Origin of the sequence: Citrobacter sp. MGH104 (genome assembly GCF_001034485.1) — a bacterium.
Classification (GTDB): domain Bacteria; phylum Pseudomonadota; class Gammaproteobacteria; order Enterobacterales; family Enterobacteriaceae; genus Citrobacter; species Citrobacter freundii.
Genome location: NZ_KQ089818.1, coordinates 3,697,957 through 3,713,565 on the forward strand (window position 1 = coordinate 3,697,957; position 15,609 = coordinate 3,713,565).

Consider the following 15,609-nt stretch of genomic DNA (forward strand, 5'->3'; position numbering starts at 1 on the left):
GTCTTAGTCTTTAAGTTGAGAAGGATATGGAAATCTGGCTCCCGCCGCGCACGGACGGGAAGCTAAACCTGAGTTACGAAAGTTGTGATGCCTCGCTCTAAGGATAGGTGACATCGAAAGAGCGTGCAGAGGAATGTGTGCTTGTGTTTCAGCCCAACGGGATGGTGATTTTTGTAGTCGTTGAGTTTTACAGGTCAATGTGCTGAAACCATTCAAGAGACAATTGGCGCGCATTATACGCTGAAAATTATCAAAAAGGAAAATGGAAACAGCGTTTCAAAACACTTCTGTGCACTTTTACAAAGAATCAGCATTAAATTGTTTCGGGTTGGTTAACAAAACACCGCCCAACTTCAGACGGTGTTGCGCAACAAGAAAAAAATAACGTGTTGCAAACTCAGCATTCAGCCTTAGTCGAGCAGCTTTCGCCCCTCAAGATCGATATGGATGTCCTGCTTATGCGCTTTCCGATACCACAGAACCGCCAGACCGATTACAGACCAGATAACTCCGAGCGTCAGCGCGTGAATGTTCATATTCAGACAGACATAACCAATGACGACCATCCCCAGCACAGGAGAAATCACATGAGGGACAAAACGACGATGCTGTTTCATCTTTACGTTGTAGAGCACGAAGACACTCAGGTTCACCATAAAGAATGCGAAAAGCGCACCGAAGTTGACAAGGGTGGATATGGATTCAATTTTCCCGGAAAACAAGTAACTAAGGAATAGTGTCACAGCCCCGGTGAACAGAATTGCATAGTCAGGTGTTTTTCTTTTACTGTGCACATGCGCCAGAAATGTGGGTAACATTTTATCTCGCCCCATAGAGAACAGGACGCGCGATACGGCGGTTTGCGCCGTAATGATATTCCCGACTGCGCAAACGAACGCTACGATGATAGAAAATGCAACTTTAAGCCAGATGCCGCCAACATCGCCTGCAATCGTGAAAAAAGCCTCGTTAGTTTCTGTACCTTCCGCAAAACTGTCGATTTTACCCGTAGCGAATGCGGCAAAGGTCACCACAATAATAAACAGCACGGTGGCCAGGATAAGGGCGAGAAGGGTTGCCTTACTGACTGCTTTCCCGCCGCCTTCGCTTTCTTCACTTAGGGTACTAATGGCATCAAATCCGAGGAAATTGAGCGCCGCAACAGAGATCGCGGTAGCAATTAAGCCAGGGGTAAACCACTGAGAATCAAAAAAAGGTTTGAAAGAAAATGACACGTGGCTGCTATCAAGCATCAGCAGTCGCAAAATCAGCACCACAAAAATGGCCAGAATACCGAGTTGAATAAAGACCAGCAGTTTGTCGAATTTAGCCGTTTGTTGTATTCCCAAATAATTTATGCCCGTTCCGATAGCCACATAAATTAACGGCCATACCCAAATCGGTATTTGCGGAAGTATTGCATGAACAGCAACACCGCCCAGGACGGCAACCAGCGTAGGGAATAACAGATAATCCAGCAACAAAATCCATCCGGTGAGAAAACCCACAGCGGGGTTGATGCACACGCCTGCATAGGTATAAGCCGACCCGGAGGATGAGATGTGCTTTGATAATGTTGAATAGCTGTGGGCGGTAAAAAACATCGCGATAGCGCCAATAATATACACGAGTGCGACCATGCCATGAGATAAATTATATACGACGCCATAGAGAGAAACCGGCGCGATCGGCACCATAAACACCAGCCCGTACAGCACCAAATCTGTGAGAGATAACTTTTTTATTTTACTCATAGTAAACACCTCAATTCGTGTTAATCAAGGCCTCGTAAAAACTCACGGACAGCAGTGAGGCAAGGCTCGGTATTTTCTTCATGTGGGTTATGGCTGCTGTCAGGAATCGTGACACCCCGACAGTGGGTTATATGGGTAATAAGCGGTTGAACGACCTGTGATGTCGCCTGATCATACTCACCATGAAGGACTAATCCTGGGCATCGAATCTTGTGCAATGAACGGGTGATGTCCCACTGCGCCAGCAAGCCATTCACCGCAAGTTCATTCGCGCCCCATAGCACATGGTAGGCGGTGGGATCGGCGGCAAATTGCGCATCAGAACGCTGAATATGCAGCGGTTCTTGCGCCAGGGAATAAACATGTTTTTTGTAGTAGGCAATAAGTTGTTCAGGCGGATGCTGATAGATTTTTGCCTGCATAATGGCATCGTCTGACATTGCATCAGCGCCAGTCGTGAGTTCTGTAAACAATCGCAGTACTTCGCTTTGCCAAAGTGGGATGCTGGCGGGAGCGCTGGCATATATCACACCACTCAACCCTTCCGGTTGCGTGCAGGCGTGCTCTGCTGCCAGCATACCTCCCCAGGAATGTCCGAGTAATGAATATCGCTGACCAATATTCAGATGACTGATTAATTGGCGAAGTTGCTGAAGATAACGTTCTATTGTCCAGAATGAGGCATCCGCCAGCGGAAAATGCGTCGAACGACCACAGCCATATTGATCGTAAAATATCACCATGCGTCCATCATCAGACAGCTCATGATAATTTAATAGATAATCAAAACCGCCTGATGGACCGCCGTGTAAGATAATTAATGGCATTAATTGAGATGCCGGGTCGCCATAAATACGATAGCTGGTTAATATGCTATCGCAAAACATTTCACCATATTTGTAGTGACTTTGCATATTTTTAACCGATACGGAGGGAAAAGGGCAGGTGATTCAATAATCACCTGCAGATTGGCGTTTATTTTTTAATTGCTTGCAGAACGTTACACCAGAATGACTTGTAATGTTCCCATTGCATAAATTGCGGACTTCCCCAGTGCGGTGCGCAATCACTGGCAAAACAGCCGACTTTGCCTTTATTGTACTCACCGAGAACTAATAGTGGGTCGTCATTTATTTTGACCAACGTGATGCTGCTTACCTTGGCACGCAATTTGTTATAACCGAGCAAGGGGGGCCACTGTGTCAGGTCTTGCGTAATGACATGCTGTTCCTCCGTGTTGATTGGGCAGCATCCTTCCGGAATTTCAACGCGATCATCATGCTCCAGCATTTCGACAGGCAAAACTTCGGCCAGCAGGGTGTTTTTATAATTTGCTTTCGCTTCAATGCCGGTGAAGGAAAGGTATCCACCAATCATTAACAGACCGCCGCCATTTGAGACATATTCTTTAATCAGCGCTAACGCATTCGGGATGATATTCATCTGATAAAAAGTTTTGTTTTGCAACAAAAAGGTATTGCTGCCTATATCGCTAATCACGATAGCATCGTATATATCAAGTTCCTCTACCGTCTGCGGGAAGCGGGTTTGTACAATATGCGCTGGCATGTAGTCGATAGTGATATTTTGCTGGCGCAGACAGGATAAGAGATAGTCAGCGCCTTCTTCGTATTTACTGGATGTGAAGCTGTCATATCCCTTAGAATGAATCATATGAATATGCCATGACTCACCGATAAATAAAATTTTCATACTGAGATCCTATTATTTGATATTAATAATATCATGCGATTGAGTGCGCATCCGGTGTAGTACCAGCTCATGCTGCGGCATGCTCGATGCGCCTTCTTGTTCAACTGCCAGTGAAGCAAAGGCAGAGGCATACTGAATGGCTGATACAAGGTCTGATTTACGGGCAAGTGAGGCGGCCAGTGCGCCATTAAATGCATCACCCGCGCCCGCAGCATCTTTGACGACGGCACTCCAGGCTGGGATAAACAAAGTACGGTGGCGTTCGCACAGTAATGATCCTTGTGCGCCGAGAGTGATAATGACCTTCTCAACGCCTGATTGAAGAATGATATTCCCTGCTTTTTGAGCATCATCAATATTTAATATTGTAATACCCGATAAAAATGATGCTTCTGTTTCGTTAGGTGTTAAAATATCTATTGAAGGTAATAAACGGCTAACATTTTTGGTATAAGGTGCCGGATTCAAAATAATTGTCTTGTTTGCTAATTTACCCAAGCGAACAAATTCTTCAATAGCATCGATATTAGTCTCCAGCTGCATTAGCAAAACGTTAGCTTCAGATATATGACCCTGCTGTTCATTAATTTCGTGTCTGGTTAGCATCATATTGGCACCAGGATAGATAGCAATGATATTATCACCATCCTGCTCTGAAACATAAATTAATGCACTTCCGGTGGGTGCATCATCAGTCTGATAAGCACAATATGAATTTATACCAGATTGGATAATATGATTGAGGGCAAAAGAGCTAAACTGATCTTTACCTACTTTAAAAATAAAGTGGACGTCGGTGCCAGCATTATTTGCGGCCAATGCCTGATTAGCACCTTTACCTCCTGGATAAAAACCGAACTGGCTTGCGAGGATTGATTCACCGCTTTGCGGAAGCCAAGGGACGGTAGCCGATACATCAATATTAAATGAACCTAATATACAAACTTTTCCCGACATTTTCGTGCCTTCTCTATGTAATCGAAAATCTTTGTTTGCCGGAGTTGAAATTGTGCCGGAGATATCAATTTTATTTTCTGTTATCAACTTGCTTAATGCCTGGCGGTTAACAATACCACCACCGTAACAACGCAAAAGCATTCCTGTTTTCTGAAAATAACAAAGATCTGAACGTATAGTCTCCTGGCTAACATTAAAAAGAACGGCGAGTTTTCTCACGCTGACACTATGATCTTTGATGAGTAAGTTAAGAATAGATGTACGCCTTTCTTCTTTAAACATTAAAGCCTCCGTGTATTTTGCTGAATTGTATTTATAGTAATGTTGCCATGTGGTGAAATGAATCACAGATCATGCTGTAAACCGGAAGCAAAACCAAATTATTGAGAATAATAAAAAGTGGATTACACGTTCTTTATTTTTATATGTTTACAATTAACGCAAGATATCTTGTGAGCACAGTCATGTATTAGTTTTGCAATTTCCTATGTCTCATTTAAAAGATGCTGGCTTGCTCGATTCAGTTATAAATTGAGATGGGTTGAGATAAAAAAAACAGTGAACAAAAATGTCAGGAGTTTTTCCATCATCGTGGCTGGGATAGAACGGATATCTGTTCAGTGTTCGCGACATATATATCTAAATGTTATATCAAATGCTTTTTAATTCATTTTAAAAGACAATTCCGCTGATTACACTCGTTTGGACATCTATACTGCTAAACAGCCAAAAGCGATAGCAGAAGAACAATAAGCAGCAGCGGATACCCAAACGACATGATTGTCCTGAAAAATATTTCGAAAGTGTTTACGCCAGGAAGGCTTGCCATCACCGCTGTCGATAACGTCAACCTGACGGTTGAACAGGGACAGATTTACGGCATTATTGGTTACAGCGGGGCAGGTAAAAGCACCTTAATTCGTTTGCTCAATGGGCTGGAAAAACCGACCTCCGGCAGCGTGATGATTAACGGCCACGATATCTCTGCCGCCCGTGGGGAATCGTTACGCCAGGCACGACTGAAAATCAGCATGGTGTTTCAACACTTCAATTTGCTGTGGTCACGGACCGTTAGCGAAAATATTGCTTTCTCTATGCAAATCGCTGGCGCGTCCAAAGCGTCAATCAAACAGCGGGTTGCTGAACTGATTACGCTGGTTGGGCTGAGCGGTCGTGAAAATGCGTATCCGTCCCAGCTCAGCGGCGGGCAAAAACAGCGTGTAGGAATTGCCCGCGCGCTGGCGAACAATCCGGATGTCCTGCTGTGTGACGAAGCCACCTCGGCGTTGGATCCGCAAACTACCGATCAGATCCTCGATTTACTCCTCGATATTAATCGTCGCTTCAAATTGACCATTGTGCTGATCACTCATGAAATGCACGTGGTACGCAAAATCTGCGATCGCGTGGCGGTAATGGAAAATGGCAAAGTTGTTGAGGAAGGCGACGTACTCAGCGTCTTTACCCATCCACAGCAGCCGATCACCCGACAGTTCGTTCGTCAGGTGAGCCAGTACACCGAGGAAGACGAGTTTAATCCGCAGTTGGCAAGCGAGCTTGGCGGCGTAGTTATCAAGCTTACGTTTACCGGGCAACGCACGCACCGGCCTGTGGTTGGCGAGTTGACCCTGCACTATGGCCTGCCATTCAATATCTTGCACGGCAAAATGGCGCAAACCGCACACGGTGTGTTTGGTCAACTTTGGGTGCACGTGGTGGCCTCTGAGGAACAATTGAACAATATTTTGGCCGACCTGCGCCAGAGCGACATTGAAGGCGAGGTGATTCAACATGGCTGAAGAACTGTTCCCCCATCTGAAGTGGGAGCAACTGTTAGCGGCAACCCAGGAAACGCTGTATATGACAGCTCTTTCGGGTGCTGCGACCTTTATTCTGGGCATCGCGCTTGGTCTGGCATTGTTCCTGACCGCGCGCGGCGGATTGTTCCCCAACCGAGCGGTATATAGCGCTATTTCGCTGGTGGTGAATATCTTTCGTTCAATCCCATTCATCATTTTGATCGTGCTGCTGATCCCGTTTACCAAAGCGATGGTAGGCACCATTCTCGGCGCCAATGCCGCGTTGCCTGCGCTGATCGTCGGTGCAGCGCCGTTTTATGCACGTCTGGTCGAAATCGCTCTGCGTGAAGTGGATAAAGGCGTTATTGAAGCGACACGTTCGATGGGCGCACGGCTGAGCACGCTTATTTTTCGGGTTTTACTGCCGGAATCCTCTCCTGCTCTGGTGTCCGGGATCACCGTGACGCTAATTGCGCTGGTTAGCTACAGCGCGATGGCAGGGGTAATTGGTGCCGGTGGTTTAGGGAATTTGGCCTATCTGGAAGGATTCCAGCGCAACCACAGCGACGTCACGCTGGTGGCGACGGTGACGATTTTGCTCATTGTCTTCATCATCCAGCTTTGCGGCGATGTGATCACCTCTCTGTTAGATAAACGCTAATAAAATACGGAAACCATTATCATGAAAAAATCACTGACGTTACTCGCCGCAGCAACCTTAAGCGCTCTGAGCTTTGCCTCCTGGGCAGACACTCTGACCGTTGGTGCATCTAACGTGCCGCACGCGGAGATCCTTGAACAGGCCAAACCGATTCTGGCGAAACAGGGGATCGATCTGGAGATTAAACCGTTCCAGGATTACATTCTGCCGAACACCGCGCTGGCTGGTCGTGAGATTGACGCTAACTACTTCCAGCATATTCCGTACCTGAACAGTGTGATTAAAGATCATGCGGGCGATAAAACGTATGACTTCGTCAGCGCCGGAGCAATTCACATTGAGCCAATTGGTATCTATTCGAAAAAAGTGAAATCGCTTAAAGAACTACCGGAAGGCGGCAAAGTCATCATGCGCGATGCGGTATCTGAGGAAGGCCGTATTCTGTCGATCTTCGAAAAAGAGGGTGTTATTAAGCTGAAGCCGGGCGTGGATAAAGTAACCGCGCGCATTAGCGATATCGTCGAAAACCCGAAAAAGCTGAAGTTCCTGCCAAACGTGGAAGCCGCGCTGTTACCGCAGATGTATAACAACGACGAAGGCGATGCGGTGGTGATTAACGCCAACTACGCCATCGACGCCGGGCTGGATCCGGTGAAAGATCCGATTGCCGTTGAAAGCGGTGAAAACAACCCGTACGCCAACATCATTACCGTGCATCGTGGCGACGAGAAGAAGAAGGATATAGTGGCGCTGGTTGATGTCCTGCACTCAAAAGAGATCCAGGACTGGATCCGTACTAAATATAAAGGCGCGGTGATCCCGGTAAACAACTAATCCGCTTTTTGCCGAGTGGCGTATGAACGGTAACGCATCGATGCCGTCAACGTCCGGTGTGTTAACCATTTCAGAAACCTATAGTCATACAGGATGGACCGGAACGTTGACGTCAATCGATCCGGTTAACCATATGGCTGGATTGTTGTTCAAACATATGGCACATTGAAATAAAAGTTAAAAAGGGACTCCACCGGAGTCCCTGTTTTTAAACAATAAACTCTATTAGCATAAAAGCCATCGCTAATATTAACTCAGCAAGCCATAGGGCTGCTTCTATTTTAAACCCGGTAGTCAAATGACCTGGAAGGTTTCTAATATAATTATAAGATTCAATACTCATATCATGATTGATTACTCTATTATATGGGAATATAAGGCTCCCCATAATAAAATCTATTTTTGCGAAATATGCCGCAGGAGTGCCAATCAAACTCGCCCCTCTTGCCAGTCGTGCTGTTTGAGGAAGCAAACCAAATTTATTCTCATATGCTTTTGCAATTATCTTGTAATTATAACCATTAATAACATAAGATATAAAGATTATTGCTAGCATTAAAAACATAAAACTTATTCCTATCAAACCTTGTAAATTAGCGTAATTTTCTATCAAATAACTTTTCATATATAAGGATTCCTGATTCTTCCATAAATGTCTCGGGCGAGTAGGTAAGCTTTTCTGGACTATTAATTATAATTTCTCCCACATACTCTCCTGCTTTTTCTCCATATTTTTCAGCACCTTTACCTGCTAAGATTCCAGCACCAGTGCCGATCGCTAAACATAATGCAGCACCAGCGCCTGCAAATTCTGCGCTAGCAAAACCCATTGCCCACATGCAAACAGCTCTGGAAGCTGTGCCAGCAGCACCACTGGCAAACATACTTGCAGTTTGTTTACCACCAAACTTACTATATTCAGAGATAGCGGCTTTTCTACATTCACTTTCACGGCCTTTTGCGCAAGCATCGTATACATTTGTAGTGTAACTAGCAAAATCGAGGCCGACACCAACATAACCTACGGTTTTCATTATTTTAAATAACTTTGCGGATTTTTCTATATAACTTGCATACCCTTCAATATCATTTATACCAGTTTGATCCCATTTATGTATAATTGATTTTGTTGATAGTCCTAGTGCCTGTTTTATATTATCATATTGTTTTAGATCTAATTGCTCTTTTGATAATCTATTCATAATAGCATCAAGCTCTTTAAACAACCGCTTTCGCTGACCAAAAAATTCCTCACCAGAAATACGACCAGCATTTTCGCTATAAGTTCTTTGGTATAGACCCTGAATTTGATTTAATTTTTTATTAATTTCTTCATAATAGTTTCCTCCCGCGTCCTTTATATAACCCAAAATGTCGCCACTTGTTCCTAGCGCATCACTGTATAAATTTGATGCGAATATATCTACCGGGGTTCTGTTTTCAAATAGAAGTTTAGCCTCTTCATTTGTTAATGGTGCTAAAGCCAGATCAATTTTATCTCTGGCAACTTTAATATGATTTATTTTATCGGTATCAATTTTTTCAGGATCAGCAACAATCAATATTGAACCTGGTTTTTTTCCTCTTTCTAGATTTAGTTGGCGGTATAACTCTCTTACTCCCGATGGTGGATTGACTATTAACTCACACTCATATTTCTTAGGTGATGTTTGATCTGGCACGACACAAAAACCGGGTTCAACCGATTGTCTTGCTTCAGAGGGGTGTTGATGCCGTACAGGTGGTGTCTCCGGTATTGAATTACTGGTGTTATTTACTGACTGAAAACTGGACAAAAGATATTCATCATATCTGTATGTTAAATTAAAACGTGGTGTAAACCTGCAATGACATTTGCATGCACCTCTACTGTGTGCGGAGCCTGCAAGGAGACATATTATTTCTGTTTCATAACTTGATAAATCTTTCCCCATCCTTGCGTAAGTATCAAATAAATGCCTGGGAATCAGTGTTCGAAAACTTGTGCTGAAATTTGAAGTTAAGAATTTATTGTCCTTATCTCCAGAAATGATTGTTTTTCGTCCAGGTATTATACCTCCTGCAGAACCAATAAAATCATCGCGTTCATATATTTCATTGAAATTTCTAAGTGAATTATATGAACGTCTTTGTAAACCTGATTCTTCCTGCATTTTCCTCAGTCTCTCTGAGGCTGGTGTTATTTTTCGACCTTCATAATCGATGTCATCATCAAAGGCATTCTTGAAGGTATTTCTAATTAAATTTCTACCTACCTCTATATGTGAACCATTTGGTACGCCGCCTTCAATTTTGTATCGTTGACCATCAAGGCCGCATATGTATTCATCTCCTTCGCATGCTATGTTAATTCCTCTGATACGAGGGAGATCAGTATTTTCCAAAATATAACCACCGCAACTTGTTCTATCTCCAGGAGATAATAAAAAGCCTTGCTTATCTTCATCCCAGAAGTTCATAGATTAAGTCCCTATTTTAAATATCCAGACTAATTGGTGTATGATATCAAACTATTTCACATTTAATTAATGTGACTATGTTCTCAAATTACACAAAAAAAACCTAAATTCCGCATGTGAAATTTAGGTTTTAAATATTCAAGGGTTTATCTATTTATCGGATAAATGAATTATAAAATTCGGCTTTTATCAATAATTAACTCTATTTCACCAACTCTGCCATTTGATACTGAATCGCCTAATGAATCATTATCAGCAACCAAACCGTAAGCGAAGACAGCATGTGATTTGTTCCTTACTTTATTAGTTTGTGCCAGAAAACCTCTTTTGACCCAACTTTGCCGTCATTGAGTAACTTCTGTTGGAGTTATCTCTATAGCCAATGACTTTGAACGTCATAGGCCGGATAAATCGCGTTAGCGTTGTCATCCGGCGCTAAAGTTATATACGCTCAATTCTCGCTGGCAACCCCTGACGCACCGACGCACCCGACACCCAGTCAAGCCAGGTATTGGCAACCTGCCGGGTAGGATCCGCAAAGCCCAAATCATTGAGATTAATCCCTGACTTTATCTGTGCATCAAATGCCATTGGCTTGCCGTCGAGCGTATGCTGAGCTGCGCCCATCTCTTTATGCCCGTAACCGTGTTCAATGGCGATCACGCCCGGCATGACGCCATGCAGCAGACTTATCTGCGCTTGCGCCTGACCGCCAGGGGTGGTGATACGCACGATATCGCCGTGTGCTAAACCATACCGCTGACCATCCTGCGGATTGAGCGCCACCAGATTAACCGGTTTCAGATGATGAAGGCGCGGGATAACCGCCGTGGCGCTGGACATGGTATTGGATTTAAAGGAAATCAGTTTCAACGGCCACTCTTGTTCCGGGAACAACTCCTCGACCGCACGTCCATCAGACAGACGTGAAGGATACCAGGTCGGGCAGCCGCTGTAGCGCTCGCCGGTAATTGCATGACGGTGCGCGGCGACGTTCGCATTCCAGATTTGGAGCGGTTTTTCCCAGGCATTGCCGACGCGGTTATCAACTCGCCCGCTGATGTCCGGCGCAAAGCGCCCGCCGCGGGAGTAGATAAACGCAACTCGGCTGATTTCATCGGGTTTCAGCGTTTGGGTCATCACAGGCATGATCCGCTGTACTCCGGTCAGCGCTATGTCTTCCGGCTGTGCCTCTGCAACCGGGGCTTTGCCCATAAACGCAATATTGGCGGCGAGGCGCAGGTAGTAATCTTCCGCACGATTCAACGGATAGTGATTACCTTGCGGATCGGTAATCGCATTGTCGCCGAATCCGGGTAGCCCAATGCGCTTTGCCACTGCGATACAGAAAGATTCCATCGAGGCCGGTTGACCGTCAGCCGTGAGGCTGGTCGCAGGTCTGACGACAGGCCAACGCGCGGTGGTGGCTTTGCTGGCCACGCCTGCCCACGGAGCGCTAAATCCCCAGCTTTCGAAGTTGTGGGTATCCGGCACGATGTAATCTGCCAGCGCCGTGGTTTCGTTCATAAAGGCGTCAATCGCGATAAACAGCGGCAAGCGAGCAGGATCCTTGAGCTTTTCTTCCGCCACGCCACGTAATCCCGCAATGCCGTAAAACGGGTTGGTCATGTTTGAGATCCAGGCTTTCAGCGGATAAGGGTAACCTTCAAGCGCTGAGACGAGGAGTTCGGTAAGCTGACCTGCGACAAACGGATACCACGGGGCCTTAGCCGGGAAGGGGGATTGTCCGGCAGCTACCTTATTGCGGTACTCTTCGGAAGACTCATAAGCGGTTTTACTGCGCGCGATGCTTAACCCTTTCGGCTTTACCTTCCCGGCGAAGCTGTCCATGTTGTAGCGCGGACCGTCGGTGGCACCATTGAATTTGCCGCCACCAACAAACACACCGCCTTCAAGACTGAGGTTGCCAATCAGCGCATTGAGCATCATTACCGACCAGGCGTTATAAAATCCATTGCCTGCCATCATTCCGCCGTGCGTAATTACTGCCGCTTTACGTCCGTGGCGGGTGAATGCGTCGGCCAGAGCGCCAATGTCTGCTTCTGACACCCCACACTGCTGGCTGTACTGCGTTAGCGACAGTTTCTCTGCGGACTCTCGCAGACACTGGAAACTGCTTTTTACCGTTACCGTCTGCCCGTCAGCCAGCGTCACCTCGCGGGTAACAAACAGTTGCGCACGCGGGCAACTGTTGGCGGCGACAATCTCACCGGCCTCGTTGACGACCACCGGCTCCTGGGCGGCGTTTGTGCTCAGATGGGCGAGGGTCAGGTGTTGTCCGGCAAGCGTTGGAATTTCATCGGTAATCACAAGATGAGTGGCGTTAGTCCAGCTTTTTTCTCCTGCCTGCTGCATGGCCTGCACGCCGGGAATGGCGAGATAATCAGCGTTATAGCGTTGTTTATCGATAATCCAGCTTATCATCCCCATCGCCAGCGCGGAGTCGCTTCCCGGTCGTACGGGCTGCCAGTGGCCGCGATCGTCAGCCAGCACCGTGGTTAATGGCAGGGCGGGCGCTACCACAACATAGCGGAAGTCGTCACGTAAACGGGCGCTGGCCAACTGGCGGGCCTGGCGCTTAAACGGGTTGCCGGATTGCGCCGGAGAGGTGCCCATAAACAGCGCGAATTCGACGTTATCCCAGTCGGGTTTCACGTGGGTATTTTTATCCAGATCGCCCATTAACGCGCCGGAACCGGCCCGATAGGCCAGACCGCAGTAAGCGCCATGAGCACCGAAATTTTTACTGCCGAAACTGTTCAGTGCGAAGCGACGTAGAAAGGTATCACGTCCTTCATCGCTGGTATTAGTGACCAGCAGTTGATTGGATTTTGGGCCAAAGCCGGGATGTTTCGCATCAAGCGGTGTAGCGGGATCGTAGATGGCTCTCAGACCATCAACGTGGCCTTCACCAAACAGATCTCCGCCTTCCACCACCTCTTTGATCAGCTGTTCGAAGCTGATGCGCTGCCATTTTCCCTCACCGCGCTTACCGACGCGCTTCATGGGCTCCAGAATACGTAACGGGCTGTATAGACCTTCGAGTAAAGTTGCACCACGGGCGCAGGCGGTGGAACGTGCGTCAAGACCTGACTCCCCGGCCAACTGTTCCATTGCCGTGGTAAAGGGGACGGAGGCGTCTATATGGTGCTCGTGCGACAACGGATGATAAGGGTTGCCCGCAATGCGCAGCACCTTGCCTTGCTCAGTGTCAACGCGAACCCGCACGCCACACTGCGTCCAGCAACCAAAACACTGTGTCATTGAGATCACCTGCTGCGGGTTTTGCTGCCAGTGCGGCCGGGCGTTGGCTTCAGGGATGAGCGCGTTTGCAAAGATGCGGTCACGGGTAATTTTGCCCGAGGTTCCGTCCAGCAAACCGTCTATCGCGCGCTTTGCCACATCCCGATAACTCAGGCCAAAAGTCACCATGCCACCTACGGCAAGGCCCACTTTAAGCCACTGACGACGGGTTAAATTAGCCATGTTGCATTCTCCTTCCGATCGCGTTCAGGGCTTCACGAACAATAATAATCAGTGCTATCCACAGGCCGAAAGTACCCACAATGGCCAGCCAGCCATCGGTGCCGCCGGGCAGGGTGTAGGGATTAAACTGCGCGTTAAATTTCGGTACGGTCTGCACCTGGATGAGTAACGTCCAGCGCATTAGCCAGCACAGCGCCATGGCGCTAAAAGCGAGTAATATGCGCAGCGGTAGCGACAAGGGGTAACGTACAACCAACCCGCAAAGAACAAGTGAAACAAGCCATAACGCAACCCAACCGATAGCGTAGTGTTGTGCTGAAGAAGCCACATCCAGCCATTGGCGGATAGCCGAACCGGAAAGCGTATTACCGCTCGCCCAGATCAACACCACGATAGCCAGTGCGATCAACGTGACCATTTGCCCCCACGCTAGCTTACGCGGCAGTACGTCCTTGTTATTTGTCGTGGCAATAAGCAGGGCAAGAAACGTTTGCAGCGCGCTGAGGAACATCGCAACCGGAAAGGCGTAACTGAACCAGATGGGCCGCGCCTGCACCACCGACACTTCACGGCCGGTGTAAACCAGCAATCCGATGGCGGACAGCGCGCTACCAAGTGCTAACCATTTTGTGACGTTGTAACTTTTTAGCGTTAGCCGTTTAACGTGCTGCGCCAGAAACCACAGACCTAAAAAACCGGTAAACAGCGGTAAGAACAGTGCGCCCCACGGCATCCAGGACCAGGGCGTCGGATACGCATAGAAATGCCAGACGCGGGCGGTTTGGTGTAGATCAGCGGTCAGCGCCAGCGGTGCGGTAATCGCGCAGGTCAGGGCGATTAACAGCGTCAGATTCTCCAGATCTGCCGTTTCTTTTTTGCGCCAGTGGAGAACGCAGGCAAACAGTGCGGCGCAGGCGGCAATGCCGATGAAAAAGAAATATTGTACGGCCCAGGGTAACCAGCTTACGTCCTGGGGATGGGCCAGAACCTCGTCGATAATTAGTGAATGGTTCATTTAAACCTCCTGCCAGAGAGCGGGTTGAGTACGTCCAATCAATGGGGTGACAAATGCCTCATCCAGTCCCAGATAGAACACGTGAGGAGACGTACCGCTTTCCGGCTTCAGGACTTTGATGGTGTCATGGTGTTCATGCAGCATTTGTGAAATGCGGCTGTGTGGATCTTTAATATCACCAATGATGCGCGCGCCGCCGACGCAGGATTCTACACAGGCCGGAAGCAGCCCCGCTTCGAGGCGGTGAACGCAGAAGGTACATTTATCGGCGGTTTGCGTTTCATGGTTGATGAATCGCGCATCATAAGGGCAGGCCTGCACGCAATAGGCGCAGCCAACGCAGCGTGTGTTGTCGACCACTACGATGCCGTCTTCGCGTTGGAAAGTGGCCTGTACCGGGCAAACGGGCACGCAAGGGGGATTATCACAATGGTTGCACAGTCGTGGCAGCAGGACGTTGGTGACGCTTTGCTGACCTTCAATCTGTACTTGATACTGGTTGACGAGGGTACGAAATTCGCCCTGTGGTGTCTGATTTTCAATGGCGCAACTGACGGTACAGGCCTGGCAGCCAATACAGCGTCGCAGGTCAACCAGCATGGCGTAGCGATGCTGTTGTGAGCCTTCATGGCGTTCAGGCGAAAAGGGAAATTGTGCCTGAGCCAGCGGTACCAGTGATGCGCCAGCGGTCAGGACGCCCAGTTGCTGGAGAAACTGCCGTTTACTGCTGTCCATATTTTCTCCCGTCACGATGCAACAACGAAACATTGGTCACGCCGTTGATTTGCGTGTGATGAATAAAGAATCTCAATGATTTACAGTGTAAAAATCGTGACGGGGTATACTCTATTGTGGTTAACCACATACCCGGCTTGTTGTTGATCTAAAACAACATAATTGACAGGGACAA

13 protein-coding genes and 1 pseudogene are annotated in these 15,609 nt (G+C 47.5%); 4 read left to right on the top strand and 10 right to left on the bottom strand.

Annotated elements, in window-relative coordinates; translation table 11 throughout:
- Positions 1-3: 3 nt before the first annotated feature.
- The 5 genes from ynhH to SK34_RS17465 form a co-directional block, all read right to left on the bottom strand.
- Positions 4-234, bottom strand: a complete 231-nt coding sequence (gene ynhH / locus SK34_RS25205) for a protein YnhH (RefSeq protein WP_418219450.1) — start codon at positions 232-234, stop codon at positions 4-6.
- Positions 235-410: 176 nt separating this feature from the next.
- Positions 411-1,754 carry an APC family permease gene (locus SK34_RS17450; protein ID WP_016150144.1) on the bottom strand — a complete coding sequence of 448 codons (1,344 nt, stop codon included), beginning with the start codon at positions 1,752-1,754 and terminating at the stop codon, positions 411-413.
- Between the two features lie 20 nt (positions 1,755-1,774).
- Positions 1,775-2,668, bottom strand: coding sequence for a proline iminopeptidase-family hydrolase (locus SK34_RS17455; protein ID WP_048233628.1), 894 nt, complete (start codon positions 2,666-2,668; stop codon positions 1,775-1,777).
- Between the two features lie 61 nt (positions 2,669-2,729).
- Complete coding sequence (locus tag SK34_RS17460; RefSeq protein WP_048233631.1) at positions 2,730-3,467, bottom strand: glutamine amidotransferase; 738 nt, start codon at positions 3,465-3,467, stop codon at positions 2,730-2,732.
- Between the two features lie 12 nt (positions 3,468-3,479).
- A complete protein-coding gene (locus SK34_RS17465) occupies positions 3,480-4,706 on the bottom strand; it encodes a PfkB family carbohydrate kinase (RefSeq protein WP_016150146.1) in 1,227 nt (408 codons plus the stop codon).
- A 494-nt stretch (positions 4,707-5,200) separates the two neighbouring features.
- Here SK34_RS17465 and SK34_RS17470 point away from each other — a divergent pair, with 494 nt between their 5' ends.
- From SK34_RS17470 to SK34_RS24710, 4 genes and pseudogenes are all read left to right on the top strand, one after another.
- Positions 5,201-6,223 carry a methionine ABC transporter ATP-binding protein gene (locus tag SK34_RS17470; RefSeq protein ID WP_048233633.1) on the top strand — a complete coding sequence of 341 codons (1,023 nt, stop codon included), beginning with the start codon at positions 5,201-5,203 and terminating at the stop codon, positions 6,221-6,223.
- Positions 6,216-6,884 (top strand): methionine ABC transporter permease, encoded by a 669-nt coding sequence (locus SK34_RS17475; protein WP_003029361.1) that lies wholly within the window; start codon positions 6,216-6,218, stop codon positions 6,882-6,884. Before SK34_RS17470 ends, SK34_RS17475 begins: the two co-directional genes overlap by 8 nt.
- 21 nt (positions 6,885-6,905) lie before the next feature.
- Positions 6,906-7,718 (top strand): MetQ/NlpA family ABC transporter substrate-binding protein, encoded by an 813-nt coding sequence (locus SK34_RS17480; RefSeq protein WP_016150148.1) that lies wholly within the window; start codon positions 6,906-6,908, stop codon positions 7,716-7,718.
- 16 nt (positions 7,719-7,734) lie between these two features.
- Positions 7,735-7,884, top strand: a pseudogene (locus SK34_RS24710) (penicillin binding protein PBP4B); the annotation flags it as partial.
- 42 nt (positions 7,885-7,926) lie between these two features.
- Here the strand turns inward: SK34_RS24710 and SK34_RS17485 are convergent.
- The 5 genes from SK34_RS17485 to ttrB all read right to left on the bottom strand — a co-directional run bounded on the left by SK34_RS17485 (position 7,927) and on the right by ttrB (position 15,434).
- On the bottom strand, positions 7,927-8,343 hold the full coding sequence (locus tag SK34_RS17485; RefSeq protein ID WP_048233634.1) for a hypothetical protein: 417 nt from the start codon (positions 8,341-8,343) through the stop codon (positions 7,927-7,929).
- Positions 8,312-10,177, bottom strand: coding sequence for a PAAR domain-containing protein (locus tag SK34_RS25005; protein WP_053064283.1), 1,866 nt, complete (start codon positions 10,175-10,177; stop codon positions 8,312-8,314). Before SK34_RS25005 ends, SK34_RS17485 begins: the two co-directional genes overlap by 32 nt.
- A gap of 441 nt (positions 10,178-10,618) precedes the next feature.
- Positions 10,619-13,684, bottom strand: coding sequence for a tetrathionate reductase subunit TtrA (gene ttrA, locus SK34_RS17495; RefSeq protein ID WP_048233638.1), 3,066 nt, complete (start codon positions 13,682-13,684; stop codon positions 10,619-10,621).
- Positions 13,677-14,699 (bottom strand): tetrathionate reductase subunit TtrC, encoded by a 1,023-nt coding sequence (gene ttrC / locus SK34_RS17500; protein ID WP_048233641.1) that lies wholly within the window; start codon positions 14,697-14,699, stop codon positions 13,677-13,679. Before ttrC ends, ttrA begins: the two co-directional genes overlap by 8 nt.
- Complete coding sequence (ttrB, locus tag SK34_RS17505) at positions 14,700-15,434, bottom strand: tetrathionate reductase subunit TtrB (protein ID WP_032949168.1); 735 nt, start codon at positions 15,432-15,434, stop codon at positions 14,700-14,702. It abuts the gene before it with no gap.
- Positions 15,435-15,609: the final 175 nt, after the last annotated feature.